The sequence below is a fragment of the Bacillus sp. X1(2014) genome (assembly GCF_007678255.1).
In genome coordinates, this window is record NZ_VEED01000005.1 from 271,564 (window position 1) to 297,912 (window position 26,349).

The 26,349-nt window shown below is 37.2% G+C and carries 23 protein-coding genes; 18 read left to right on the top strand and 5 right to left on the bottom strand.

Annotation, left to right across the window (positions count from 1 at the left end):
• Window positions 1-21: 21 nt before the first annotated feature.
• From FS608_RS12805 to FS608_RS12845, 9 genes are all read left to right on the top strand, one after another.
• Window positions 22-1,347: a glycosyltransferase gene (locus tag FS608_RS12805; protein ID WP_186328715.1), complete on the top strand. Its 1,326-nt coding sequence runs from the start codon at window positions 22-24 to the stop codon at window positions 1,345-1,347.
• Window positions 1,337-1,579: a hypothetical protein gene (locus FS608_RS12810; protein WP_144550538.1), complete on the top strand. Its 243-nt coding sequence runs from the start codon at window positions 1,337-1,339 to the stop codon at window positions 1,577-1,579. Before FS608_RS12805 ends, FS608_RS12810 begins: the two co-directional genes overlap by 11 nt.
• The gene (locus FS608_RS12815) at window positions 1,560-3,896 is read left to right on the top strand and encodes a glycosyltransferase family protein (RefSeq protein WP_144550540.1); all 2,337 of its coding nucleotides are present in this window, start codon (window positions 1,560-1,562) and stop codon (window positions 3,894-3,896) included. The genes FS608_RS12810 and FS608_RS12815 overlap by 20 nt, the downstream gene beginning before the upstream one ends.
• A gap of 13 nt (window positions 3,897-3,909) precedes the next feature.
• Window positions 3,910-5,919, top strand: coding sequence for a hypothetical protein (locus FS608_RS12820; protein WP_144550542.1), 2,010 nt, complete (start codon window positions 3,910-3,912; stop codon window positions 5,917-5,919).
• On the top strand, window positions 5,916-7,193 hold the full coding sequence (locus FS608_RS12825) for a nucleotide sugar dehydrogenase (protein WP_144550544.1): 1,278 nt from the start codon (window positions 5,916-5,918) through the stop codon (window positions 7,191-7,193). Before FS608_RS12820 ends, FS608_RS12825 begins: the two co-directional genes overlap by 4 nt.
• 17 nt (window positions 7,194-7,210) lie before the next feature.
• The gene (locus FS608_RS12830) at window positions 7,211-7,996 is read left to right on the top strand and encodes an ABC transporter permease (RefSeq protein WP_260871666.1); all 786 of its coding nucleotides are present in this window, start codon (window positions 7,211-7,213) and stop codon (window positions 7,994-7,996) included.
• 17 nt (window positions 7,997-8,013) lie between these two features.
• On the top strand, window positions 8,014-9,669 hold the full coding sequence (locus tag FS608_RS12835) for an ATP-binding cassette domain-containing protein (RefSeq protein ID WP_144550549.1): 1,656 nt from the start codon (window positions 8,014-8,016) through the stop codon (window positions 9,667-9,669).
• A 28-nt stretch (window positions 9,670-9,697) separates the two neighbouring features.
• Entirely contained in the window at window positions 9,698-10,846 is a 1,149-nt protein-coding gene (gene wecB, locus FS608_RS12840) for a non-hydrolyzing UDP-N-acetylglucosamine 2-epimerase (protein ID WP_144550550.1), read from the top strand.
• Between the two features lie 149 nt (window positions 10,847-10,995).
• Window positions 10,996-11,271, top strand: a complete 276-nt coding sequence (locus FS608_RS12845; protein WP_144550553.1) for a hypothetical protein — start codon at window positions 10,996-10,998, stop codon at window positions 11,269-11,271.
• Between the two features lie 96 nt (window positions 11,272-11,367).
• Here the strand turns inward: FS608_RS12845 and FS608_RS12850 are convergent, their stop codons facing one another.
• Entirely contained in the window at window positions 11,368-12,069 is a 702-nt protein-coding gene (locus FS608_RS12850; protein WP_144550555.1) for an SH3 domain-containing protein, read from the bottom strand.
• 268 nt (window positions 12,070-12,337) lie between these two features.
• On the opposite strand from FS608_RS12850, the gene FS608_RS12855 reads away from it, so the two are divergent.
• Together FS608_RS12855 and FS608_RS12860 are read left to right on the top strand one after the other, a co-directional pair.
• Complete coding sequence (locus FS608_RS12855) at window positions 12,338-13,606, top strand: dicarboxylate/amino acid:cation symporter (RefSeq protein ID WP_144550557.1); 1,269 nt, start codon at window positions 12,338-12,340, stop codon at window positions 13,604-13,606.
• A 144-nt stretch (window positions 13,607-13,750) separates the two neighbouring features.
• Window positions 13,751-14,584, top strand: a complete 834-nt coding sequence (locus tag FS608_RS12860; protein WP_144550559.1) for a YitT family protein — start codon at window positions 13,751-13,753, stop codon at window positions 14,582-14,584.
• Window positions 14,585-14,833: 249 nt separating this feature from the next.
• On the opposite strand, the gene FS608_RS12865 is transcribed toward FS608_RS12860, so the two are convergent.
• Both FS608_RS12865 and FS608_RS12870 read right to left on the bottom strand, forming a co-directional pair.
• Window positions 14,834-16,876: a molybdopterin-containing oxidoreductase family protein gene (locus FS608_RS12865; protein ID WP_144550562.1), complete on the bottom strand. Its 2,043-nt coding sequence runs from the start codon at window positions 16,874-16,876 to the stop codon at window positions 14,834-14,836.
• Window positions 16,877-17,176: 300 nt separating this feature from the next.
• Window positions 17,177-17,623, bottom strand: a complete 447-nt coding sequence (locus FS608_RS12870; RefSeq protein ID WP_144550564.1) for a DUF6376 family protein — start codon at window positions 17,621-17,623, stop codon at window positions 17,177-17,179.
• Window positions 17,624-17,999: 376 nt separating this feature from the next.
• Between FS608_RS12870 and FS608_RS12875 the strand changes: the two genes are divergently transcribed.
• A complete protein-coding gene (locus FS608_RS12875) occupies window positions 18,000-18,443 on the top strand; it encodes a ferritin-like domain-containing protein (protein ID WP_144550565.1) in 444 nt (147 codons plus the stop codon).
• Between the two features lie 79 nt (window positions 18,444-18,522).
• On the opposite strand, the gene FS608_RS12880 is transcribed toward FS608_RS12875, so the two are convergent.
• Both FS608_RS12880 and FS608_RS12885 read right to left on the bottom strand, forming a co-directional pair.
• Window positions 18,523-18,792 (bottom strand): hypothetical protein, encoded by a 270-nt coding sequence (locus tag FS608_RS12880; protein ID WP_144550568.1) that lies wholly within the window; start codon window positions 18,790-18,792, stop codon window positions 18,523-18,525.
• 512 nt (window positions 18,793-19,304) lie between these two features.
• Window positions 19,305-19,865 (bottom strand): glycerol-3-phosphate acyltransferase, encoded by a 561-nt coding sequence (locus FS608_RS12885; RefSeq protein ID WP_144550570.1) that lies wholly within the window; start codon window positions 19,863-19,865, stop codon window positions 19,305-19,307.
• A gap of 486 nt (window positions 19,866-20,351) precedes the next feature.
• On the opposite strand from FS608_RS12885, the gene FS608_RS12890 reads away from it, so the two are divergent.
• The 6 genes from FS608_RS12890 to rbsK all read left to right on the top strand — a co-directional run bounded on the left by FS608_RS12890 (window position 20,352) and on the right by rbsK (window position 26,292).
• Window positions 20,352-21,362: a LacI family DNA-binding transcriptional regulator gene (locus tag FS608_RS12890; RefSeq protein WP_144550572.1), complete on the top strand. Its 1,011-nt coding sequence runs from the start codon at window positions 20,352-20,354 to the stop codon at window positions 21,360-21,362.
• Window positions 21,363-21,398: 36 nt separating this feature from the next.
• On the top strand, window positions 21,399-21,797 hold the full coding sequence (rbsD, locus tag FS608_RS12895; RefSeq protein WP_144550574.1) for a D-ribose pyranase: 399 nt from the start codon (window positions 21,399-21,401) through the stop codon (window positions 21,795-21,797).
• Between the two features lie 32 nt (window positions 21,798-21,829).
• Window positions 21,830-23,326, top strand: coding sequence for a sugar ABC transporter ATP-binding protein (locus FS608_RS12900; RefSeq protein WP_144550576.1), 1,497 nt, complete (start codon window positions 21,830-21,832; stop codon window positions 23,324-23,326).
• Complete coding sequence (locus FS608_RS12905; protein WP_144550578.1) at window positions 23,319-24,302, top strand: ABC transporter permease; 984 nt, start codon at window positions 23,319-23,321, stop codon at window positions 24,300-24,302. The genes FS608_RS12900 and FS608_RS12905 overlap by 8 nt, the downstream gene beginning before the upstream one ends.
• Before the next feature lie 18 nt (window positions 24,303-24,320).
• Complete coding sequence (locus FS608_RS12910; protein ID WP_144550580.1) at window positions 24,321-25,280, top strand: substrate-binding domain-containing protein; 960 nt, start codon at window positions 24,321-24,323, stop codon at window positions 25,278-25,280.
• Window positions 25,281-25,365: 85 nt separating this feature from the next.
• Window positions 25,366-26,292 carry a ribokinase gene (gene rbsK, locus FS608_RS12915; RefSeq protein ID WP_144550583.1) on the top strand — a complete coding sequence of 309 codons (927 nt, stop codon included), beginning with the start codon at window positions 25,366-25,368 and terminating at the stop codon, window positions 26,290-26,292.
• The last annotated feature ends 57 nt before the right edge of the window (window positions 26,293-26,349 follow it).

The window sequence follows — 26,349 nt, forward strand, 5'->3', positions numbered from 1 at the left end:
ACTTTTAAGGAATGGTATGAAATTATGTCTAAAAAGGTATGTATGTTTGTGTGGAATCATTTCACGAATGACGCCCGGGTATTACGAGAGTGCACCGCTTTATCGGAGTCAGGTTATGAGGTGGATTTAATTTGTATCCACGATCCGAAAGATAAATCATTACCAAGGTTCGAACAAAGAAATGATCTTTTTAAGGTTTACCGAATCAAACGATATCCCGTTTTATTAGAATTGATGCAAAAGGTTTACAGGTACTCCATGCAAAACAAATTGTTTGGGGCTTTTTTGCTGCTTATTTGGGGGATGTTAATCTATTTCGCTCCTATTGTATTTTCAATTCTAACCGTTCTTGCTGTACTTCTATTGAAAACAAAGTTAAAGGTTGTTTGGGTTAGAGGAAGTCTGATCCTAGGAATGATCATGAAGGGATATGTTAAGAAATACGATATTTACCATTCTAATGATTTAAATACACTTCCACAAGGATATTTTTGTTCAAAGTGGCGCCTGAAACCGAAGAAGCTAGTCTATGATTCCCATGAAGTTCAGACAAGCCGTACTGGTTATTCTAGTCCAATGTATGGAAAAATGGAACGCTTTCTTATAAAGAAAATTGACGAAATGATGGTCGAAAATGACACTCGTGCTAAGTATAACGAAGATTTATACGGATTTTATCCACATGTTGTCCACAACTATCCTTTTAAACAAACAAATACAAATGAAGAAACGATCGATTTACATGCGATTTTGGATATCCCGAAAGAAGAGAAAATCTTATTGTATCAAGGCGGAATTCAGACTGGCAGAGGTCTGGATAAGTTGATTCAGGCAGCACCATTATTTAATGAAGGAGTACTAGTCCTTATTGGGGATGGGAAAATTAAAAACCAACTGCAAACGATGGTTGAAGAAAAGAACCTTCAGGATAAGGTAAAGTTCCTCCCTAAAGTCCCGCTTGCAGATCTGCCTAAATATACACGAAATGCCTATTTGGGATTTCAGGTTCTAAATAATGTATGTTTCAATCATTATTCTGCATCATCGAACAAATTGTTTGAATACATGATGGCTGGTGTACCAGTAGTTGCGTGTGATTTTCCGGAGATTAAGAGAGTAGTAGAGTGCGAAAATGTGGGTTTGTGTGTCGATTCACATAATTATCTAGAAATAGCTGATGCAGTAAATAAATTATTAACGGATAAACAATTAAGAAACAAACTAAGATCGAATTGTCATATAGCAAAATTAAAATATAATTGGGAAGAAGAAAAGGAGCAGTTTATTGAGGTATATAATTCTTTCCAGTCTACTACTTATGAGGTGAATGTTGACTATGGGAAATAATGAATATGATAGACTCAGAGAAATTGTCCAAGAGAATATTAATTTAAAACAAGAATTACTAAAGACCCTGGATGAAAAAGAAAAATTAGTATTACTGTGTGAGAAATTATTAGTTGAAAAAGAATTTATTGAAAAAAGGTATAAAAACCTCCGAAATTCAAAATTGGGTCGAATCACTATTTGGATATGGGAAAGGAGAGGGAAAAAGGTTTATGCAAAAAGAAAATCTTAAAGTCTTACTAAAAGGTGCATTAGATGATATCAAAAAGAAAAGGGAATATGTAAATTCCTTAAATAATTTACCCATGATTAAAATAAATGGGTTTTCTGATTTTTTTATTGATACTCCGGTAAATATCTCTTTTAATTATAGCAATCAAGTTATTAACCTTGAGGAAGAAAGTGTATATCTATCTTTATTTGAGAAAACCACAAATTTCAATAAATTACCTAATAATAATAGCTTTGCATTAATAGGGAATTGTCTCAATCTAATTATTGATTTTAATATTTTTAATAATGTTACTTGCACTGTCTATATTTTGTTTTATGATAATGAACAAAATATACATTCGATAAATCTTAAACACGCTGGTGGTATCCTTACGAAAACCATTAAGTGTCCTCAAAATGCAAAATATTACAGATTTGCTATTAAACTTGAAGGTAAGGGAACATTCCAGATAAAAGAGGTTAGTATTGAACAGAAGTTAAATGTAAGTACTAGTTTATACGTACCAAATGGTAATTCATCCGAAAACAAAGGTAAAAGTACCCTTTTAAATGAGAATAAATGTAGTGAATTTAAAAATAAAATTAAGAACTTTAGGTATAAGAGAAAGGTTAAAGATAATAATCTTACTGTTGCCGCAATTCTAGACGAATTTAGTTATGACTGTTTTAAATATGATTGTAACCTTATAAAGTTATCGAAAGAAAATTGGAAGAAGGAGTTAGAGGAAGTAAAACCTGATTTTCTGTTTGTTGAATCTTGTTGGCAAGGGAATAATGGGGAATGGGCTTATGAAGTTGCTAATCTCCATAAAAATAGCCATAGAACAAAACTGAAAGAATTAACAGGTTATTGTAAAGAAAAAAATATTGTAACTCTCTTTTGGGATAAAGAGGGCTTTGAAAACTTTAATTTTTTTAAGGGAGCAGCTAAATTTTTTGATTATATATTTACAGCTGATGAAAATAATATTACAAATTTTAAGCAATATACCAAAAATGAAAATATTTATACACTTGCATTTGCTGCTCAACCTCAAATTCATAATCCAATTTACAAGGACAGAAATTATATGGGTCAGATAGCTTTTGGTGGTTCATATTACAATAATAAACATGATGCAAGAAAAATTGATATGGAACAAATAATAAAACCAGCTTTGGAATTTGATATTCAAATTTTTGATAGATATTTTGGGACAGATCCAAAAAAATATCCAAATAACCAATGGCCAGAGGAATATCAAAAAAATATTGTTGGTAATCTAAAGTATGGTGAAATGATAGAGGCTTACAAGAACTATGATATATTCATAAATGTAAATTCTGTTCAAAATAGTAAATTTATGTTTGCTAGAAGAGTCTTCGAGGTTTTGGCTTCAAGGACAATGGTACTATCTGGACCTTCTATTGGTGTAGAGGAAATGTTTAATGATCTTGTGCCTGTTGCAAAGACAAAAGAAGATACAAAAGATTATCTGAAAATATATCTTAAAAATAGTGCATTAAGAGAGAAAAAAGTCAAAGAAGCATCAAGATTTGTATTTACAAATCATACCTATAAGAATAGACTTCAACAGATTTGCGATACAATCGGCCTTAATAAGAAAATTGTTAAAAAACCTAAGGCAACTTTGATTGCATCTACTCAAAGAGATGAATATATGAATATTTTATTCGAAAGTATTAGTAGTCAAACATATCCGGATATCGAAGTAGTAGTGATTCTAAATAAAAATAATATGGATATTAAAAAGTGGGATAAAAAGTTTAAGCAATTGAAATATGATGTAAAAATTATTCAAGTGGATGAACAACATTCACTTGGCTATTGTTTAAATACCGCTATCCAAAATTCTAATGGCGAAATAATAGCTAAAATTGATGATGATGATTATTATGCTCCTAATTATCTTACTGATATGATTATATCTATGGATTATAGCAACGCGGATGTAGTAGGAAAGAGTTCTCATTATATCTACTTTGAAGAAAATGGATTACTATCATTAAAAACTATGGGATCAGGAATGGAAACCTATTCTGACTTTATTGCTGGGGCCACATTAGTTTTTAAACGAGAAGTGTATGAGAGACTATCTGGTTTTTCTGATAAAAACAGAGGTGAGGATTCTGACTTTTTGAAAAGAGCTAAAGAGAATGGCTTTACAATTTATTCGAATGATCAGTATAACTATTGTTGCTTAAGAAGAAAAAATAAAGATAGCCACACATGGAAAGTTAACGATAATGAACTATTAAGGAACTCAACATCCCATTCTATAACGCTTGATTATAAAACTCCGATAACTTTTTAAAAGGGGCAAAATAATGACCGTTCTTTATGTATATGAACCTAAATTAAAAAATGACACGATAACTTATAGCTGGAATTTTAGCGAGGATCCAGGGATATTCAAGAAAAATGAATTTTATATAAAATATCAAGAAATTGATATATCTAAATTGGATATAAAAATTTGTTTAGAAATATTTGTTAGTCTGATGATACCAATTCTTAGAACGTATAATAAGGAAGTGACAGTTATCCTTCCACATGAAATACCAGAAGATACTGTTAATTATTGGTTAAGCTACAATGAGGCTAGTAATATAAAAGTATTCCCTACAGTTAAAAGTTATGTTTCTAGTAACTTTATTAAACCATTGGAAAATAAAAAGATAGGGATACTTTTTGGTGGTGGAAAGGATTCTTTATATGCCTATAAGGTAAATAAAGAACTCTTTGGTGTGGAAAACCTTTTGATTATTTCTTATGTATTTCCAATTAATTATGCAGACATAAAAAGACTTGATGATAGAAGAGATAACTTTGCACTAAATAGATTAAAAGAAGATGGAGCAAACATACAGAAGGTTTATACAAATCTTAGAAGTATTTTTGCTGAATACTCTTATTTTAATACTATTCATACTCAGCTTTATTTCTCCATGAGTTATCCATTATATATTGAACATGGGTTGTCCTATCTAACTTATAGCTATGAATTTACACATTATTGGAACTTAGATGAAGATAATAAAGAAATGTTCTATTTTAAAAAATCTAGAGCTGAGTTTGATTCATTTTTATCAGAGTATCTTAGTAAACGGTTAGGTAGTTCTTTCCAGATTTTTAATAGTAATTATTATCTATCTGAAAATCTTGCATTTAAAATATTAAACGACCGTTATAATGCCCTTGAGGAACTAATGATGTGTGAAGCAGTTGCTGACCCTAGCATTAAATGGTGTATGAAATGTAATAAATGTGGAGAATTTGTCCTCTATAGCCTTGCGAATAAACATGAGAGTAATGCCCTTGATTATAATTACTTTTTGTCTGAAAGTGATTATATAAATAAAACAATTATTAATACTGAAAAATATAATAACAGTAGAAATAATGATGGAAACGTTTCTTGGTATGATGGTTTAATCATTGGATTACACTATATGTCTTTCTGTCACATGATTCATTCTATTGATCTTGATTTCTGGTCAACCAAATTAGAAGAAAAAGCACTAACTAACCTAAGAAAGTTAAAAGGTTGGTTTGGTAATAAGAGTTATGAGGTTTTAGATAGTTATCTTCTTGGAGGTCTTCTAGCTATAAACCATCCATATGAAAAAGATATTATTAATATTTTGAATGAGCATGCACCACAAATCGATTCTGACGTAATAGAAATTCTCTTTGGAAATAGTAAAGTTAAAATAGATTATAGACTAACTTATCCTCTCCATCTAGAAGATAAGAATCGTTTTAATAATCAGTACCTTTCAAACACAATTATTAACAAAACAAGGCCTGGCTTCCATAACTGTTTTGAGCATGAAATAAAGGCCTATAACATTGAAAATAAGAATGAAATTGATTATTTTTTTCAAGAGGATTTTAGAGGATATAGTATGTATATTAATAAATCAGCACCAAATAAGGGTGACTGTGTAGAAGTAACATACTTCTTAAAGGGATTATTAGAAAAGAAATCCTATGAAATTCAATTAGCCCTCTTTTCTCCCTATATATCGAATGAATATATGAACAGGTTTAAATACATGGTTCTCTTGGACAATGAACAAGCAATTGAAGAAGATATATCAAATTGGGGAAATGATAATTTAATAAATATATATTTCAATGCAAAGTCTAAGCAACACTCTTTGACTATTAGAATTGAAACATTGAAAAATTGTGAGCCTTGGAATTGGGGAAAGGCTGCTGAACTAGTAATAAAAAAGGTAGATATTAAATCGATTCCAAAGATGAATACAAATCATGTTGCTGCGAGTAGTCCATATTCGAAGCTAAATAGAATAGGAGCAGAAGTAAAATGAAAATTTGTACAATCGGTTTAGGATATATAGGATTACCAACTTCAATCATGTTTGCAAAGCACAATGTAGAGGTTGTAGGTGTTGATGTAAAGCAGGAAGTAATAGAGTCGTTGAATAGTGGAAAGATCCATATTGAAGAACCTGGACTACAAGAAGCCTTAGAGGAAGTAATCGAAAAGGGAACTTTCAGGGCTTCAATGCATCCTGAAGATGCAAATGCTTTTATAATTTCTGTTCCGACGCCAAATCATAATGACGAGTACAAGTCGTGTGATTTAACGTATGTAATTAGTGCAATTAATTCAGTGTTGCCTTTCGTAGAAAAAGGAAATGTTATTATTGTCGAATCGACTATTGGGCCACGCAGCATGGATGATGTAGTTAAACCATTAGTAGAAGCTGCTGGTTTCGTGGTAGGTAAAGATATATTTCTAGTTCACTGTCCAGAAAGAGTCCTACCTGGTCAAATCATGCATGAACTTATTTATAACAATCGGATCGTTGGAGGGATTACACCAGAATGTACGGAAGCTGGGGCAATGGTATACAGTACCTTTGTAAAAGGTGAAATCATTAAGACCAACGCGAAAACAGCAGAGATGTCAAAGTTAATGGAAAATACATTTAGAGATGTAAATATCGCTTTGGCAAATGAACTAGCGAAAGTATGTAATGAGTTAGAAATTAATTCACTAGATGTTATTAATATGGCAAACAAGCATCCTCGTGTTAACTTGCATACACCTGGTCCTGGAGTAGGCGGGCATTGTTTAGCAGTGGACCCATACTTTATTGTTGCTAAAGCTCCGGAGACCGCTCAGTTAATAAATCTTTCTCGCTCTATTAACACGTCTATGCCTGAATATGTAGTAAAGAATGTTAATAAACTGATGAAAAATGTAGAAGGTAAAGTAGTAACAGTATTTGGATTAACTTATAAGGGAAATGTTGATGATATTCGAGAAAGCCCTGCTATGGAAATTTTCGAAATGCTTAAAGAGCAAAGTCAATTTGAAGTAAGAGCATATGATCCACATGTTCAACTTGATTGGGTTATTGCAGACATGGAAGAAGCAGTTAACGGCTCTGATTTAATCGTTGTACTTTCTGACCATGATGAATTTAAATTATTTGGTGAAACTGATTTAGCAAAAATGAATAATAAAAGAATTTTTGACACAAAGAATGTAGTTACAGCTGTTTCTAGTGATGTTGAATATATGAATTATGGAAATTTATATGAATTTCTTAAGAAGGAAGCTAGTCTTGTATGAACTTTATCTGGCAAGTCATGAAGGAACAGCTTCTCCATTTGAATTTGATTTTTAGATTAAGTTTTTATGAAGAAAAAAGTAAGTACACGATGCATTATTTAGGTGCTTTTTGGCAGATATTGAATCCGTTTATACAAATAGGAATTTATTGGTTTGTCTTTGGCTATGGAATTAGAGGTGGGGGATCTTCTGTAGGTGAGACCCCATATTTCCTGTGGCTTATAGTTGGTATCATCCCGTGGATGTTTATTAACCTTGCTATAACGCAAGGGTCAAATAGTGTTTACTCTAATATAACTTTGGTCTCCAAAATGAAGTTTCCTGTTAGCATTTTACCATCGATTAAGATAGTAGGTAATTCATTTTCCTTTTTCATGATGTTTATTTTTACTCTTGTAATTATTACTATAAATCATGGTTTCTCAGGAATATATCTTTTACAGTTACCTTATTACTTGTTTTGTCTATATTTTTTACTATATGGTTTAACGTTATTATTATCAACACTTACAACAATTATTAGGGACGTTCAACCAATTGTTCAATCAGTCATGAGACTTATGATGTATATATTACCAATTGTTTGGAATGTAGATAGTTTACCTAATACTATTCTGAAAATACTTCAATTAAATCCATTTTTCTATATTATTGAGGGATTTAGATACTCTTTATTAGGTGGTACATGGTTTTTTAATGATCTAGCCTATACTCTGTATTTTTGGGCTATTAATCTTTTAATTTTATTCATTGCTTCAAATGTGCATTTGAAATTTCGTCATAAGTTTGTTGACTATATATAATTGGAGGCTTTAAAAAAATGGGGCCGAAAATAGCTTTTTCTAATGTTTCAAAAAGCTTTAATTTATATCAAAAACAATCAGATAAATTAATGGAAATTATTTCTTTTAAAAATAGTGAGGATAGCTTTTTTGCACTTAAAAATTTGTCATTTGAGATTTACGAAGGTGAAGCAATAGGAATTGTGGGTCTAAATGGGTCAGGAAAATCCACTCTTTCTAATTTGCTTGGACAAGTCATTCCTCCTACTTCTGGAAAAATAGAAGTTAATGGAGAGACATCCATAATAGCTATTGCAGCGGGTTTAAATAACCAATTAACGGGATTGGAAAATATAAATCTGAAATGTTTAATGCATGGTTTAAGTAAGTCAGAGATTCAAAAGTTGAAATCCGACATTATTGAGTTTGCTGATATTGGAAAATTTATCAACCAACCCGTGAAGAATTATTCTAGCGGAATGAAGTCCCGTTTGGGCTTTGCCATATCAATTCATACGAACCCAGATATTTTAATTATAGATGAAGCTCTCTCTGTAGGAGACCAAACATTCTATCAAAAGTGTCTGGACAAGATGAATGAATTTAAAAGTAAAGGGAATACCATTGTCTTCATCAGTCATTCAATCTCACAGGTTCAGGCGTTCTGTGACCGTGTGATGTGGATTCATTTTGGTAGAATGGAAAAGTTCGATGAGGCTCACGTTGTTATTAAAGAATATAGTGAGTTTATTAAATGGTTTAACGCATTAAGCGAGTCTGAAAAGAAAGAGTACCGGGCAAAAATGCTTGGACGTCAATATAAAGATGAAGACCCGGTTGTAGATAATCCTTCCGGAAGACAAGCAAAACTTAAGAAAAAGAAACAGGTAAAAAGTAATAGCAATTTTCTTTTTTCTTTGCAATTCATCTTACTTTTTCTAACTGTAATCATTAGTGCTTCCTTTATGTTTGGTGTCCAGCCGGTCAAAGGGATTGAAAGATATCTTGATGATTATTTAATAAAGGATCCTATCCCTGCAGAAAAGACAAAAAAGGTCAGTGAAGAAAAAACCAAAGCAAAACAGCAAGAAACTAGGGTTAAGGAAGTAAATAAAGACGGTTTGGTGATTACAGGGCCTTCAGACCTGTATAGTGAGTATGAATTGAAAACTCCTAGCGAACCGTTGAAGTTCGCTCAAAAACTACGTATTTTAGATCAAAAGGGAAAGTCCTATAAAGTTAGAACAAATAATGACACGATTGGCTATACTAATGTTGAAAATATTAAGAAACTGGAAGAGGATATACCATTTACTCAAAAGGAAATAGAGGAGTTTCTCCCTCTATTTCCTGAAAGATTCGCCAATGCGTATGAATACTTTCTTACCTTTCTCAATTCAGACTATGAAGAGGTTAAAACAAAGTTAATTGGATCAGATGATGAAAAGATTTTTGATAATGGTATGAAAACGCTGACTTATTCCGTTTATAGTGCTCAGTTTTCAATAAACCAAGAGAACAAAGCCGAATCCATAATCATTAGCAATATTGATACAACCAAAGAACAGTGGGATCAATTAAAGGAAAGTGCATCGCTTATTTCAAACGATTCCCTCTATTACTATTTTAAAACTAAAAAGTATGAGATCGTTGTGGATCTTGAGAATAATAGTGCTACTGTTTCATTAAACTAATGAAATTCGAAAAAAGAGGGAGCTAGTCATGAATCAACAAATTAAAGTAATGACCGTTTTCGGAACGAGACCTGAGGCTATTAAAATGGCGCCTTTAGTTAAAGAATTAGAAAAGAATTATGAAACCATTCAATCGATCGTGACTGTAACAGCACAGCATCGGCAAATGCTGGACCAAGTGTTAGAAATATTTGAGATAACTCCCGATTATGACTTGAACATTATGAAAGATCGCCAGACATTAACGGATGTAACGATGAGAGCTCTAGAAGGATTAAACCAAGTACTTCAGGAAGCAAAGCCTGATATCGTTCTGGTTCATGGGGATACCACTACTACATTCGTAGCAAGTTTAGCTGCCTTTTATAATTCTATTCCAATCGGCCATGTAGAAGCGGGTCTACGTACTTGGAACAAGTTCTCTCCTTATCCAGAAGAGATGAATCGGCAACTTACTGGAGTTATGGCTGACCTTCATTTTGCTCCTACTGCTGTTTCAAAGAAAAATTTGTTACAGGAAAACAAATCTGAGTACAATATATTTGTAACAGGAAATACTGCAATTGATGCCCTGAAAACAACGGTCAAACCACAGTACTCTCATCCAATCTTAAAACAATTAGGACGGGACCGGTTAATATTAATGACGGCTCATAGAAGAGAAAACTTGGGTGAGCCGATGGAAAATATGTTTCGAGCGATTCGAAGATTGGTTGAGAAACATCATGATGTTCAAGTGGTCTACCCGGTACATATGAATCCAGTAGTACGCCAAATTGCCGATAAAATTCTAGGTCAGAACAGTGGTATTCATTTAATAGAGCCGTTAGACGTAATCGACTTCCACAATTTTGCATCTAGAGCTTACTTGATTTTAACCGATTCAGGTGGTGTTCAAGAGGAAGCTCCATCATTGGGAGTACCTGTATTGGTCCTTAGAGATACTACTGAACGTCCAGAAGGCGTTGAGGCGGGGACGTTAAAGCTTGCAGGAACAGACGAAGAAGTTATTTTTAACTTGGCAGATGAACTGTTAAGTAGTGAAGAGGCTCATGATGCGATGGCGAAAGCCTCCAATCCATATGGGGATGGACATGCTTCTAAAAGAATTGTTGATGCTATCCTATATTATATGAAAACTAATGAAACTAGACCCAAGGATTTGGGTGAATTCTAGTGAAAAAGGTCTGTTTTTGGAACAGACCTTTTTTTACTATAGTTGATTACTTTTGACAAAAAAACATCCATTCTCCTAACATATTTCATCAAATTATGGACAAAAGGTGTGAAATAATTAAGGTGTAAATTTGAAAGGGGTTGAATAATTTGGTTTATTTAAAAGATCCTGTTTCCATTAAAGAAGCACTTTCCGTTGCCTTAGAAGTACTACCGGACAATAAATACAACCAATTAAAAGAGTCTGTTGCATGGATCCCTATTATTGTTGGCCGTACTAAGTGGGAGATTCCCGAGGAACTGAAAGAGGATCTAATCCATTGTATTAAGGAGTTTAAACAGTCTAAAACCTACTTTTGGCTAAGGGAAGACTTTAAAAATGCATTATACGATATGGAAATTCAACTTGATCGAAAGATTTCTTAAGGAATATATGGAAGTGTTTATTGCAGCCATCTAGTAAAAAAAGCATTCACAAGTTGCTGTGAGTGCTTTTTCGTGTTTTGATGGTTGGCTTTAAGATTATTTTTTCTTCAAACTCACTAACTCCATGACGGTTATTCCGTCTCGAACCGTTTTTACTTGCCCGATATTTTTTGCATAGTAGTAAATATACCCAGAATCTTCCTTTACCTCGATACAGTTTTTAAACGTACCGGCTGGTGTCTTCACGGTCTTTTTTACGGAAGTAATCCGTGCTTGTCCTTCTCCTTCATAACCGATATCCCATTTCTGGCCGACCTTCGCAGGATATTTAATATCGATATAATATTCTGAGTCAATATATCCGGTATAGAGTCCTTTACTATCTTCGCCGACAATGAATTTTTGCTTATCAGAAGGAGTGGCGTAGTACCAAATGTCCCATGAATCATATTTTTTTCTAGTAGGGATTAATTGATAGGATCCTTCCGTCCCTTTATAAGTATAGACCTTGGTTTTATCGAGCAGGAAGCTGGCCCGTTTGGAGATGAATTTCAAATACTTTGTGGAAACATACGCTTTTTTGGATTTGTATTTAATTTGTGACCAGCCTGTTTTGGTTTTCAAATAAACCGTTACTTTGGTGCCTTTTTTAAGGACGCCTTTTTTCTTGGAGTGAGTTGTAGGCTTTTCACGTACATTTAGTACCTTCGTATTTACGGTTGCAGAAGATGTAGAAGCTGCGTAGGAAACCGTTTGAAAGGGCATGAGGATCGTTAAGAACAGTGTGAGTGCAATCAATACTTTTATGGATTTTTTCAGAATAATCCCTCCATTTCTATCTTAATTGTATGGAAGGGGAATCTATTATTAAATGAATATAAATACAAAAATATAGACAATATCCGTGCTTGTCCGCCTTAGAATTTGTAGAATTATAGGGAATGCGGCTTTTTTGTTGAATCATGTTGGTTAATAAAATTCAAGGTTTAGACGTATTTGCTCATTTACCAGTGCCCCTAACTTGGGTATGCTTTTGATAGGTACATATTGAAAGGCTGTGGAAGGTTTGAAACTATTCTATAAAAATTATCGGTTCACACTTATCCTGCTAACTGCCATTATCGCGGGCGGGGCGGCAGGTTTGATATTTGGACCAAAGGCTGCGCTTGTTAAGCCATTTGGGGATTTATTTTTAAATTTAATGTTCATGATGATCGTCCCATTGGTGTTTTTCAGCATCGCGTCTGCGATTGCTAATATGAATGGAATGAAACGGCTTGGAAAAATCATGGGAAGCATTGTGGTTGTTTTCTTGGTGACGGCCTCTATAGCCGCGATCCTGGGCTTAATCGGTGCCTCCATTATCCATCCGATTGAAAACGCTGATATTTCTTCGATTAAAGAAGTAATGAACAATTCAACAGTTGAGACAGATTCTGAGAAATTATCATTTCTCGACCATCTTGTTGCTACATTTACGGTGGGGGATTTTAATTTACTGCTCTCAAGAAGTAACATGCTGCAATTGATCGTATTTTCACTGCTTTTTGGAATTTCAACTGCGTTGGTGGGGGAAAAAGCGAAACCCGTGGCAAGCTTTTTGTCGGCTGCAACGGCGGTAATGATGAAGATGGTCAATATTATTATGTACTATGCACCGATTGGACTTGGCTGTTATTTTGCAGCGGTGATTGGTGAATTGGGGCCGCAAATTTTAGAGGGGTATGCCCGCTCATTTGTGTTATATCTAATTCTTGCTGTGATTTATTATTTCGGGTTCTTCACCCTGTATGCCTTTATTGCCGGGGGAAAGGCAGGTGTGAAGGTTTTTTGGAAACATGCGACTACACCATCTGTTACAGCCATTGCTACTTGTTCAAGTGCCGCGTGTATCCCCGTCAACTTGGCCACCGTTCAAAAGATGGGGGTGCCAAAGGATATCGCTGAAACGATTATTCCGCTTGGTGCGAATACCCATAAAGATGGATCGGTGTTTGGCGGTGTGCTGAAAATTGTCTTCTTATTTGCCTTATTCGGAAAGGATGTCACGAGTATCCCGAATATTTTAAGCATTTTAGCGGTCGCCTTCTTAGTTGGTGCCGTGATGGGGGCGATTCCTGGCGGCGGGATGATCGGTGAGATGTTAATTATCAGTGTGTACGGCTTCCCGCCAGAAACCTTGCCCATTATTGCTGTAATCAGCACGATCATTGATGCCCCAGCAACCCTCCTCAACTCCACAGGGAACACCGTGTGCGCAATGCTTGTCACACGATTGGTAGAAGGGAAGAACTGGCTCGACCGATCTTTTAAAAGCGAAGAACTTGGTGCCTGACACCATCTGGTTGTTAAAAATGCTGTAAGAATGTATGTATTCTTGCAGTATTTTTTTGTTTTTGGGGGCGAAATGTCAATTGATGGCTATCAATTCTTAGGGTAAGATAGGTCATATGCGGTGCAAATAAAGGATGGATTTTTTATGAAGAGGACGTTAAAGGATATTTTTTATATTTTACTAGGAGCGCTCATTTTTGCTTTAGGGGTCAATTATTTCACGATTCCTAATCATCTTTCAGAAGGCGGTATTTTAGGGATAACGATTATTGCCCACTATTTGTTTGATTGGTCGCCCGGTATCGTGAATTTTGTCTTGAATGTGGCGCTGTTAGCGGTTGGGTACAAATTTTTTGAAAAAAGAACCTTTGTCTATACCCTGATTTCGATTGCAGCCTGCTCGTTGTGTTTGTATGTAACGGAGGATGCAGGACATCGGCTCACCGAGGATACATTTTTGGCATCCATCTTTGCGGGTTTGTTGGTAGGCGTAGGGTTGGGATTGATTTTTCGGACAGGAGGAACCTCTGGAGGGTCGACGATTTTAGCAAGATTGGCCAATCAATTGTTAGGTTGGAGCATTGGTAAGGGTATGTTAATTATTGATATTTTAGTCGTAGTTGGGTCGATTTTTATCATTGGCTTGGAAAAAGGAATGTATACGTTATTGATTGTGTTTATTGGGGCGAAAGCGATCGATTTCATTGTAGAGGGATTGGATGAAAAGGTAGCAGTGCTAATTATCTCGAATGAACCTGAGCAGGTGCTGGCCAACATTACGAGTCAGATGTCGCGCGGGCTGACAGTGCTCGACGGCCGCGGCGGCTACACAGGACAGAACCGAGAAGTACTTTACATCGTCATCAATAAGCAGGAAATCGTTCAGCTAAAAAGTATTATAAAAGAAACAGATAAACACGCCTACGTCACCGTCCACAATGTCCACGAGATAATCGGGCATGGTTATAAGGCGAGTTAAGATTAAGTTTAGGTTTTTAAGTTGGTGCCTGACACCCAAGTTGGTGTCAGGCACCTTTTTAAATCATAAGAAAGTATAAGTTTTTGAGCCTAGATTACTGTCTAGCTCCAGCGCCCTAGCGGCTAGTGTCCTTCGCTCTCCGCCCTACGATAAGTCAAGCACGAATGCGCCTCCGGCTCTTCGTGTTTCCTTTATCCCAGTTGGAGCGCTCCAGGCCATACGCCGCTGACCAGGGCGCTTACGCTTTTCTTATATTTTTGATACACTTACACGCCCTGAGAAGAAGGTGGCGCCGCCGCCCATATCGGCGATACGGTCGGGAGTGAGTGCGTTTACTAGCTGTTTTGTATCGACTGTATCGGCCCAAAGACCTTGCGTCACCACGACTCCTGGCAGGACTTGCTCACCCACAGAAACCTTCAGTTCACATTCACCGCGCTGGTTCCAGATTCGAACCGTATCGCCATCTTCAATTCCCTCCGTTAAGGCATCGAGTTGATTCATATAGACTCTCGGCTCTTTTTCCAATCTTATATGCTTTTGATTGTTTGAAAAGGTAGAATTTAAGAAATTATGATTTGGGCCCGGAACAAATTGGTATCGGTGGTTCCCATCATCCTCTAAAGGTACGTAGGTTGGCAATGGGGGGTACCCATTTTCTTTCATCTTTTCAGAAAATAACTCAATTTTTCCGCTAGGGGTTTCCAGTGTGCCAGGGAATATCGGTTTAACCTGTGCTTTCATGAATTGCTGCTCTACTAAAGCTTCATAACTAATCCCGTTTAAGTAAGGATTGCGCGGGTTATCTAAGGCTTGTCTAATCATCTCTGCTTCTGTCTCTTCAAAAAGTGTTTCAGAGAAGCCCATCCCCTTGGCAAGTAATCGGAACACCTCAACATTGGATTTTGACTCAGCAAATGGTTCAATGACCGGCTGCTGCAATTGAATATAATGATGCCAATAAGATGTGTACATGTCAGTATTTTCAAAGGAGGATGTCGCTGGTAAAACGATATCTGCATATTTGGCCGTTTCTGTTAAAAATAACTCATGAACCACTGTAAATAAATCATCGCGCTCAAGCCCTTTTCGGACTTTATTGGCATTAGGTGCGACTACGGCAGGGTTAGAGCCGTACACATAGAGTGATTTAACGGGTGGGTCTAGTGAGAGCAATGTGTCACCAAGTACGTTCATGTTGATCACGCGCGTTTGTTTATTTTTCAATAAATCCGCTCGTTGCAAGTGCGCGGTATTCGGTGCCAGATAGGCAGAATTTCCTTTGATTGCCCCGCCGCCTTTGATAAGCCATTGGCCGGTAAGGGCTGGCAGGCAGGAGATTGTCCGAACAAACATTCCTCCATTGTCATGATGCTGTGGTCCATTACCGATGCGAATAAATGCTGGTGATGTTTCAACGTACATGCGGGCCAGTTTGTAAATATCTTCTACGGGAACACCTGTGATTGCTGAAACGGTGATTGGGTCGTATTGGATGATATGCTCACGCAGTTCCTCGTGACCAATCGTATACTTTTCTAAAAAGTCTTGGTTGACCAGGTTTTCGGCAAATAGGATGTGCATCATCCCCAAAGCGAGGGCACTGTCAGTGCCAGGCAAAATCGGAATAAACCAATCTGCTAATCTACCAGTTTGATTTTTGAGAACATCAATAACAATGATTTTGGCACCGTTTTGTTTACGGGCTTTTTGAGCAAGGGCGATTTGGTGCATGTTGGTGCTCACTGCATTAATCCCCCAAAATAGGAATAGTTTGGTATGAGTCGTATCCTCAGGGTCGATGCCGATGCTGCCGCCCATCGTATATTTATAGCCAACAGAACCAGCTGCAGAGCAGATGGTTTGATCCAAGCGAGAAGCCCCGAGGCGATGGAAGAAACGGCGGTCCATCCCCTCGGCATTAAGCCGGCCCATGTTTCCGTAAAAGCTGTACGGAAGGATGCTTTCCGGACCGTTAGATTCTATTAAATTAGTCCATCGGGAGGTAATGGTCTCGATTGCTTCCTTCCAACTGATCCGTTCGAACTTGCCTTCGCCTTTGGGGCCGGTCCGTTTTAGCGGGTATTTTAAGCGGTTTTCATCATAGATGCGTTCCGTCATATTTCGGACTTTGTTGCAAATATGCCCTTTGGTGACCGGATGCTCTGGGTCTCCTTCCACTTTAATAATCTTCCCATTTTCCTTATGTAGAAGTAAACCACACTGATCCGGGCAATCCAGCGGGCAAACCCCATGAAAAACACCATCTCGTTCCTGTATAAATGAAGCCATAGCGTAATCCAATCTCCTTTCGTGTTTGGTGTCAGTTTGGTGATATTATGATTGGTGTCAGGCACCGCTCGTGGACAATTGTCCTTCTTGGGAAGACGGCGCCTCCCAAGCTGTAATTGCTATTTTCTAATATTGCTACTATCATAACATCAAATTCTTTGGTATAGGCAAATATGGTGAGCTAATTCTAGAGGCAGTGGAGAGGTGAGGATTTACTATTGAAGGAATGGCCACATCGAGAAGTAACTTTCAATGTGACCACCTTTAGATATTACTTGAACTGAGGTTTTGAATTAACTATTACTGACCAAGCTGTTTTATTTGATCAAGGATATTGCTGATTTCTTGGACGCTTTGAAAAATTTCTGTGTTTTCAAGGATAGAAGGGTCGAGTAATCCATTCTGGATATTTTTTAAATATAGATCAATGCCAGCTGTTAATTTGTTGTTTTGGTCAACCAGTTGCTGATGTAAGTCGGCTGCTATTTCTGGTGCTTGGAGTTTATTGAATGTATTGATTTCTTGTTTCATTTCCTGGAGCATCTTTTTTAGTTCTGCGGTGGCCTGCTGGTCGCTTACGGCTTGTTGCGCAATAGATGGAGCATCACTTGCAAAGGCGGTCGCTTTATTTAGATAGTCCGATGCATCATTCACATACGAGAGAGTATCTTTCGCATCATTTAGCAAGGAACAACCACTCAGGAGAAATACAATTGCCGCGGCTAAAACTAATACCTTCTTTTTCATGTAGAAACCTCCGTTTTATTAGATTTTGTGAAGGAAAATAAGCTGGTTAGGGATCTGAACGTGATGTTAATTGAATCTACGTCCATGAAAATTCCTATCATTATCATATGGATAAAAATTTGTTCTGTTGCTAATGCATAAGCAGTTCAATAAGGTAATATCAATAAAAATAGTAGGAACTTTGTTTGGTTAGAAATTCCACTTGCTTCCTAAATCATCCCCTAAACCATTCTTTCTATATGTATAAAATTCTAAACGGTGTCAGGCACCATTATTGATATTTTCATAATGGTTTTAGGGAAAAGTACTCAATAGTAAGCACCCGAGAGTCTCGTCTCACGTAGGATATTTTTGAGAGAAACGGGGAGGTTTTACTATGTATCCGTACACGAATTATTACGATGCTTTATATAGACAAAATAATAAATTGATTAGAGAAGTTGAAAAAGCGATTAATGGTGAGTACAATGCCATCCATTGTTATAGCAAATTAGCAAAATTAGCTTCCGATGAGAAGGAGAAAAGTCAAATCCTTGAAATTCGCCAAGATGAAATAAAGCACCATAAAAAATTTGAACAGATTTATACTCAGCTGACTGGGCGAAAGCCACAACTACCAAAGCTTAGTGAGGACTGTCCAGATGTTTATTTAGAGGGATTAGAGTTTGCCTTACAAGATGAACAAATAACGGTAGATTTTTACCTGGAAGTCGCTGATGGTGCTATGGAACCATCCATAAAAGAAGCATTTCGAAGAGCGGCCGCTGATGAGCAAAATCATGCAGTCTGGTTTTTATACTATTATTCTAAAAATAAGTGAAAATTTGGATGGTTAACGGGCAAAAGTTCACCCTTGTCTCTAAAGGCAAGGGTGTTTTAATTTGTGTTTATCAGTGCCATTAATCCCCGCCGCTGTCTCCACCGGAATCTCCTCCAGAATCCCTGCCGGAATCGGTATCGACTTTGTTATCGGAGTAGTCTGTATCATTTTGATAATCATTGCTATAAGATTTTTTTGTTCCTTTTCTAATACTCGGAAAGATAAAAAAGGCAGCGATTATAGCTAAGGTTCCAAAGAACTCCTGTACTCCAAAAATAAGATAAATCCCATAGACGAGAAGCAATCCACCCAACAGCCATTGAATTATTCTTACCGCGTTCAGAGACATCCACCCCCAAATAAAAAGTAAGAAAAATAAAGCCACACAAAATAAATATTACATTCTAGGTCTTTTTATACATCTTTTTGAGAGTCTTTACAGTTAAGGGACTGTTGGAAGAGCTTTGTTGATAGTTATGGTTAGGTTATCAGGTGGCTATCGAGTTTAAGCAAAGGCACACCGTATAAACCAAAGGAGGCGTATGATGCCCGTTCAAGCAAAAAAACAGTGTGAACGGTAACCAAAGGAGGTGTATGATGCCCGTACAGGCAAAAAAAACAGTAGAACGGTAACCAAAGGAGGTGTATGATGCCCGTTCAGGCCAAAAAACAGTGTGAACGGTAACCAAAGGAGGTGTATGGTGCCTGTTCAGGCCAAAAAACAGTGTGAACGGTAACCATAGGAAGTGTATGATGCCCGTTCAATTTGAAAAACAGAGTTATAGGGGCTTTTGTATTCTTCAATGGTCATTGTGGACCAGTTATATGCCGATCTAAGCCACCGGTGAGATCCAAAAATTCCTACCTTCTTAGTCTCACCTTAATATTTTCCCAATGGGCCAGAAAAATCAAGAATAAGATACCTAATGCTGCAGCAAAGCATATCCAATCATAATCTATAAATAATAGAAAAACGGGAATGAAAAGGAATGCTCCTAGGCCTGAAAAGGTGAAACTCTTAGTAAAGGGAAAAAGGACAAGAAATACTCCGGCGATCACGAAAACAAGAAGCGGTTCAAACATGATGATCCCGCCAATAAAGGTTGAGATCCCTTTTCCTCCCTTAAAGTTCAACGTAATTGGTTTTAAATGTCCTAAAATGGCCAAGCCTAAACCAACAAGTTGAATCTGGGCAGAGAATCCAAAATAGCGAGCGATCAATATAACGAGAACTCCTTTTAAAGCATCCCCTAGAAATATCAACATAAATGCCTTTTTCCCATGTAGGCGGCCGGCATTCCTGGCCCCGACATTTCCACTCCCTTCACGGCGGATATCCGTATGAAATAATGCTTTCGTAATGAGAAATCCAAACATTACGCTTCCAATCAAGTAGGCTAAAACAAAATACAACCAAAGCATCCGTATCACCTTCCATTACAATTTTGGTGTCAGGCACCACAGTGTAATCCAATCGGAAAATATTTCATCTTGAAATTATAGAAGGGATTTACTTTTTTTAAATATCGTTAATGAGTAAATGAATCTCCCAACTTTCAAGTGATCCCTTCGAGAATGTCTGTTACATTGTAGTTCTATTTTCTTCAGTGTAAAAGAATCTACCAGAAAAGGTGTCCATATTTGCAGGGAAATGGAACCGTAGTTTATGTGAATAATTGTTATCATATTATTATCCTATTTTAAAGATCCAAAATTAATTGTAAATTTTTATAAAAAACGTTCTTGCCTACATTCATAAGCGGTGATATTATCAATTTATAAAAATCTAAACGTTTACATTTTCGATAAAGAAGAAAACCTTCTCTAAAATCTTTAAAAGCAGAGATATTGTATTAAAAAATCTAAACGTTTACATTTAGGATTTTATATTTTAGGAGTTTACATATTATGGAGTACAAACCAACGATTGAGGATGTAGCTAAGCTTGCAAATGTTTCGATTGCAACGGTATCCAGGGTAATAAACAACCAAGGTGGAGTTCGGAAGGTAACTGAAGACCGGATTGTAAACGCCATCAGCGAACTTGGTTATATCCGCAGTGCTGTGGCGAGGAGCATGAAAAGAAAGGAAACAAACACCATTGGTATTATTGTGCCTGATATTACTAACCCGTTTTTTCCTCACGTAGTTGCTGGAATCGAACAGAAAGCAAGAGAAAAAGGATATTACACAATTCTTAGTAGTACCAACGAATCCCCAATTATTGAAGAAGATATTGTGAAAATCTTTATTGAAAGAGGAGTAGATGGGGTCATCATAACAACTGCAAATGAAACAGGGGACCATATCAAGTTGTTACAGGATCAAGGAATCCCAATTGTTGCGGTTGACCGGGCAATTAAGAATTTTGAAGTAGATACGGTTTTGGTTGATAACGTCAATGGAGCCTACCAAGCTGTCCGCCAATTAATTTTACAGGGACATGAGAGCATTGCAATTATTTGCGGTCCACAAAACACAACGCCTGGTCGGGAACGCTACCTTGGTTATAAGAAAGCGCTCGAGGAATATAATATTCCCTTTGACCCCAGCTTGGTTTATCAGGGTGATTTTATGGAAAACAGTGGCTATAAGGGTGCGTTGCAATTGTTTTATTTAAAAAATAGACCTACTGCAATATTTTCATCGAATAACCAGATGACGATTGGCTGCGTTAAAGCACTAACTGAACTGGATTGGAAGTTAGGGGAGGAAGTCTCCTTTATAGGCTTTGATGATGTTGAAATAGCCACTTTCATCAAACCAAAACTATCTGTTGTTTCACGTCCGATGACGACAATTGGTGAAATAGCGTTTCAATTGGTGTACGAACGTATTCATTTTAAAGAAAACTTTCCTAAAAGGGAGTATTTATTAAAACCAGAATTAAAAATTCGAGAGTCATGTCATAAAATCTAAACGTTTACATTTATCAATTTTAGGAGGAAGGAAAGTATGAAAAAAGGTGGTATTTTAAATCCGAAAATTAATCAATTAATCTCTGAAACTGGTCATACTGACTACATCGTGGTGACAGATGCTGGTTTACCGATTCCTGAGAATGTGACCCATCGGATTGATTTAGCTTTGAAAGAAGGCCTGCCAGGTTTTTTAGAAACTCTTGATACGGTATTAACCGAGCTGGAAGTGGAAAAAGTCATTTTAGCAGAAGAAGTTAAAACAGTTAGTCCTGGGATGCATGACCAAATCGTTAGCAGATTCCCAAATCTACCGATTGAATATGTTCCGCATGTGGAATTTAAGCAGCAAACAAAACAGGCAAGAGGATTAATTCGTACAGGTGAGTTTACCGGATATGCGAATGTCATTTTAGTCGCTGGTGTCGTTTATTAATAATTTGGCCTCATTCAAAGGGGGAGTGGCAAGTGAGTACAGCATTGCTGGAAATGAAAGACATATCGAAGGAATTTCCTGGAGTGAAGGCACTTGATAATGTATCTATCCGCATAAACCAGTCCGAAGTTCTTGCATTGCTTGGTGAAAATGGTGCCGGGAAATCTACATTAATGAAGGTGCTTGCGGGTGTTCATCAGCCAAACAATGGGAAAATCTACATAAATGGAAATCAAGTAACAATCGAAGGGCCTAAGCATTCACAAAGCCTCGGAATTAGCATCATTTATCAAGAATTTAACCTTATCCCGCATATGAGTGTAGCTGAAAATATATTTATCGGGCGAGAGCCACGTAAAACAAAAGGTATCTTAGATCGCAAACAAATTAAGCAGGAAACAAGGAAATGGCTGGATCGAGTTGGTTTGACTAAGATATCTCCAGACACATTAATTGCAGATCTATCAGTTGCCGAGCAACAATTAGTTGAAATTGCAAAAACACTGTCGTTTAATTCGAAAATTATCATTATGGATGAGCCGACGGCAGCTTTAAATGATGAAGAAACAAATAAGCTCTTAACCATTATGAAAGAGTTGAAGCAACAGGGAATGGGTGTCATTTTTATTACCCACCGGTTGGAAGAGGTACTAATAGTTGCCGATTCAATCGCAGTTTTAAGGGATGGAAAGTATATTGGAAGTGCTCTGGTGAAGGATATTACAAAGGATGATATGGTGACAATGATGGTTGGACGTGAGTTGACGGAACTTTTCCCAGAAAAAAGTATACCATCTAATCAACTTTGTTTGGAAGTGAAGGATGTTTCGGTGCCAGGAATCCTTGAAGGCATTAATTTCACCGTGAAAAAAGGTGAAATCCTCGGTATTGCAGGTTTAATGGGGTCCGGCAAAACGGAGCTTTCGAAGGCAATCTTCGGGATGTATAGGAATATGACGGGGTATGTGAAGGTTGATTCGAAACTAGTAAACAGCCCTAGAGGTGCGATTGATGCCGGAATTGCTTTAGTTACAGATGATCGAAAGCAGGAAGGTCTCGTTCTTGGTTTATCAGTCTATGAAAATTTACTGTTACCGACTTATCGGAAAATTTTCAGATTTGGTATTCAGCAAAAACGCAAGAAGGACGAGATTGTCAACCGATGGGTCAACGATTTAAAAATAAAGGTCCATGATCCAAAAGTTGAGGTAAGAACCCTGAGCGGAGGTAACCAGCAGAAAGTGGTACTTGGAAAATGGCTCCAAATGAATCCAAAGGTGCTCATTTTGAATGAACCAACAAGGGGTATTGATGTCGGAGCAAAGGCAGAAATCTATCAAATTATGAAAAGGCTTACAGAAGACGGTATTTCGATTATTATGATTTCATCCGAAATGCCGGAATTGCTTGGATTAAGTAACCGCATCATGGTAATGAATGAAGGTCGAATTACCGCTGAGCTAAGCCAAAATGAAGCGACGCAGGAAAAAATCTTTTATTACGCATCCGGGGGTGTAATGAATGCCTAGTACAACATCAGTTCAAAAGCAAGTGGAGAAGAAGGCGGAGGTCAATTTGCTCTCTCTCATTGAAAAATACCGTGTACTACTAATTTTTATCGTGTTATGTGTGATTGCAGGATTTCTGTCTGATGTCTTTTTTACGCTGAGTAATGTTATGAATGTACTTCGACAAGTTTCTATTATTGCGATTATTGCTAGTGGAATGACACTTGTTATTTTACTCGCTGGAATTGACCTTTCCGTTGGTGCTGTTATGGCTTTTTCTGGTGCGATTTTAGCTGGTGCCTTAACCGCTGGCTGGCCGCTCCCACTTGCATTACTGGCCGCTCTTGGAGTTGGTCTATTATTTGGTCTTTGTAATGGTTTCTTTGTAGCAAGATTTGGAATTCCTTCTTTCATTGTTACATTGGCAATTATGGTTATCGCACGCGGAATGACCCTCGTTTATACAAAGGGATATCCGCTGGTTGTTAGTAATGAAGCTTACCGTTTTATCGGAAGTGGACGAATCTTTGGTATTCCAGTCCCAATCATTCTCATGTTTGTCATCTTTGGAATTATGTATTGGATGTTAAAATATACCAGCTTTGGCCGTTACATTTATGCCATCGGGGGCAATGAAGAAACGGCGATACTGGCAGGGATCAATGTTAAGGCTATTAAAATAGCTGTCTTCGGAATTGCTGGTTTGCTTTCAGCGCTTTCCGCTATTATTTACACCTCACGATTAATGTCAGCACAGCCAACTGCGGGAAATGGAATTGAGTTAGATGCTATCGCAGCAGTTATTATTGGTGGGACAAGTTTGGCAGGCGGAAAAGGGGCAGTTACCGGAACGCTGATTGGTGCTTTGATTATGGGCGTTCTTGATAATATTTTGAATTTGATGAACGTGTCTCCATTCTACCAAAGTATTGCTAAAGGTCTCGTTATATTAGTTGCTGTATTAGTAGATAGTAAGTTTTCAAAAATTAAAAAATAAGAAATTGGGGGTTTCACGATGAAAAAGATTATTTCCTTGTTGGCAATGTTTATGGTCATTATTGGTCTTGTTGGATGTAGTATGGATGAAGCGTCTAGCACGAAACCAGATTCAAATTCAAAGGATAACGGTAAGTTAAAAGTTGGTTTATCCATGAATACGTTAAATAATCCTTTCTTCGTTGCTGTGAAAGAAGGAGCAGAAGCACAAGCCAAAGAAGATAAGGTTGAGCTCGTTATAACAGATGCACAAAACGACCCTGGAAAACAAATATCTAACGTTGAAAATCTCTTACAACAAAATATCGATGTGTTAGTCATCGACCCAACGGATAGTGACGCGATTGCACAAGCAGTTAAAAAAGCGAACGATGCAGATACCCCTGTTTTTACAATCGACCGTTCTTCTAATGGCGGAGAAGTAATTACTCATATCGGTTTTGATGCACTTAAGTCTGGGAATATTGCAGGTACCTTTTTAAAGGATGCACTTGGTGGTAAAGGGAACATTGTTGAGATTCAAGGAATCTTAGGAACAAATGTCGGGCAATTAAGAAGCAAAGGCTTTAATGAAATTATGGATGCTAATTCTGGCTTTAAAGTTGTAGCTAGACAAGCAGCAAACTTTGACCGTGGTGAAGCGATGAAAGTAATGGAAGATATTCTTCAAGCAAACCCTGAGATTGATGGAGTATACGCAGCAAATGATGAAATGGCACTTGGTGCATTAGCTGCAATTGAAGCGGCAGGCCGTTTAGATGAAATCACGTTAATTGGCTGTGATGCCATTGACCCATCGATTGAAGCCATCAAAGCTGGTAAATTAGAAGCAACAATTGCTGAGCCGCCGTTCTTCCTTGGAAAAGAAGCAGTGATTACTGCTCAAAAAATTTCTAAGAAAGAAAGTGTTGAAAAAGAAGTCATTCTTGATTCTACACTTGTTACGAAAGAAAACGTGAATGAAGTAAAAACGAAATAGTTATAGGGTGATTAGGTAAAAACGCAATCGCATTGCGTTTTTACTTTTATTATCTTCAAAAATATAGTAGAGGCGGGGAAGTATTATGTCTAAAGTTGTTGTCGTCGGAAGTTATGTTGTTGATTTAATGAGTCGTACTCCTCATCTTCCGAAACCGGGAGAAACCGTTCTTGGCGGGCCATTTCAAATGGGTCCTGGTGGGAAAGGTGGAAACCAGGCAACTGCTGCTGCTAGGAGCGGTTCTGAAGTGACGTTTTTAACCAAATTGGGGGACGATGTTTTTGGAAGAGAAGCATTGAAACACTTTACGAAAGAAAATGTGAATACCGAATATATTAAAGTCGATCCGAATCAGGCTACAGGAGCTGCTTTAATTGAAGTAGATGAAAAGGGTGAAAATAGTATCGTGGTTGCTCTAGGGGCATGCGGAACAATAACGGAAGAAGAGGTTGTAGAAGCTGAAGAAAAAATAAAGGAAGCAGATATTGTGCTGCTCCAATTAGAAACAAGTATTGAAGCGATTGTGACCACAGTGAAATTAGCTAGGAATCATGGCGTACCAATCATTTTGAATCCAGCCCCATATCAGGAGTTTCCTAGGGAAATTCTACGGGATGTCGCTTTCATCACTCCAAATGAAACTGAGGCCTTTGAGTTGACTGGGGTTGAAGTTAAAGATGAAAGTACGGCACTAACAGCTGCACAAATGATTCATGAACTGGGTGTTAAATCAGTTATCATCACTTTGGGCAGCAAGGGAGCATTCCTTTACACCGGAGGAGGCACCGGGGAACTGATTCCGAGTTTCACGGTTGAAGCGGTCGATACAACGGGAGCAGGAGATGCCTTTAACGGTGGATTAGCCCATGCGATTAGCAATGGTTATGCGGTGGAAAATGCCATGAAATTTGCTAACGCTGTTGCTGCCTTATCCGTCACAAAAATAGGCACAGCACCTGCCATGCCCTATAAGCATGAAGTAGAAGCATTACTATCTAAGACTGTAAAATAAAGAGGAGTAAATGATCATTCACGGTGTCAAGCACCATGTGAAAAATTCACATGGTGC

What these genes read in the sequence shown, in the direction of transcription:
- FS608_RS12890 (WP_144550572.1), top strand. Translation starts at nt 20,352, where the DNA reads ATGGAGTACAAACCAACGATTGAGGATGTAGCTAAGCTTGCAAATGTT.
- FS608_RS12910 (WP_144550580.1), top strand. Translation starts at nt 24,321, where the DNA reads ATGAAAAAGATTATTTCCTTGTTGGCAATGTTTATGGTCATTATTGGT.
- FS608_RS12885 (WP_144550570.1), bottom strand. Translation starts at nt 19,865, where the DNA reads ATGCTTTGGTTGTATTTTGTTTTAGCCTACTTGATTGGAAGCGTAATG.
- FS608_RS12815 (WP_144550540.1), top strand. Translation starts at nt 1,560, where the DNA reads ATGCAAAAAGAAAATCTTAAAGTCTTACTAAAAGGTGCATTAGATGAT.
- FS608_RS12835 (WP_144550549.1), top strand. Translation starts at nt 8,014, where the DNA reads ATGGGGCCGAAAATAGCTTTTTCTAATGTTTCAAAAAGCTTTAATTTA.
- FS608_RS12880 (WP_144550568.1), bottom strand. Translation starts at nt 18,792, where the DNA reads ATGTCTCTGAACGCGGTAAGAATAATTCAATGGCTGTTGGGTGGATTG.
- FS608_RS12810 (WP_144550538.1), top strand. Translation starts at nt 1,337, where the DNA reads ATGGGAAATAATGAATATGATAGACTCAGAGAAATTGTCCAAGAGAAT.
- rbsK (WP_144550583.1), top strand. Translation starts at nt 25,366, where the DNA reads ATGTCTAAAGTTGTTGTCGTCGGAAGTTATGTTGTTGATTTAATGAGT.
- rbsD (WP_144550574.1), top strand. Translation starts at nt 21,399, where the DNA reads ATGAAAAAAGGTGGTATTTTAAATCCGAAAATTAATCAATTAATCTCT.
- FS608_RS12860 (WP_144550559.1), top strand. Translation starts at nt 13,751, where the DNA reads ATGAAGAGGACGTTAAAGGATATTTTTTATATTTTACTAGGAGCGCTC.
- FS608_RS12820 (WP_144550542.1), top strand. Translation starts at nt 3,910, where the DNA reads ATGACCGTTCTTTATGTATATGAACCTAAATTAAAAAATGACACGATA.
- wecB (WP_144550550.1), top strand. Translation starts at nt 9,698, where the DNA reads ATGAATCAACAAATTAAAGTAATGACCGTTTTCGGAACGAGACCTGAG.
- FS608_RS12870 (WP_144550564.1), bottom strand. Translation starts at nt 17,623, where the DNA reads ATGAAAAAGAAGGTATTAGTTTTAGCCGCGGCAATTGTATTTCTCCTG.
- FS608_RS12825 (WP_144550544.1), top strand. Translation starts at nt 5,916, where the DNA reads ATGAAAATTTGTACAATCGGTTTAGGATATATAGGATTACCAACTTCA.
- FS608_RS12875 (WP_144550565.1), top strand. Translation starts at nt 18,000, where the DNA reads ATGTATCCGTACACGAATTATTACGATGCTTTATATAGACAAAATAAT.
- FS608_RS12905 (WP_144550578.1), top strand. Translation starts at nt 23,319, where the DNA reads ATGCCTAGTACAACATCAGTTCAAAAGCAAGTGGAGAAGAAGGCGGAG.
- FS608_RS12865 (WP_144550562.1), bottom strand. Translation starts at nt 16,876, where the DNA reads ATGGCTTCATTTATACAGGAACGAGATGGTGTTTTTCATGGGGTTTGC.
- FS608_RS12830 (WP_260871666.1), top strand. Translation starts at nt 7,211, where the DNA reads ATGAAGGAACAGCTTCTCCATTTGAATTTGATTTTTAGATTAAGTTTT.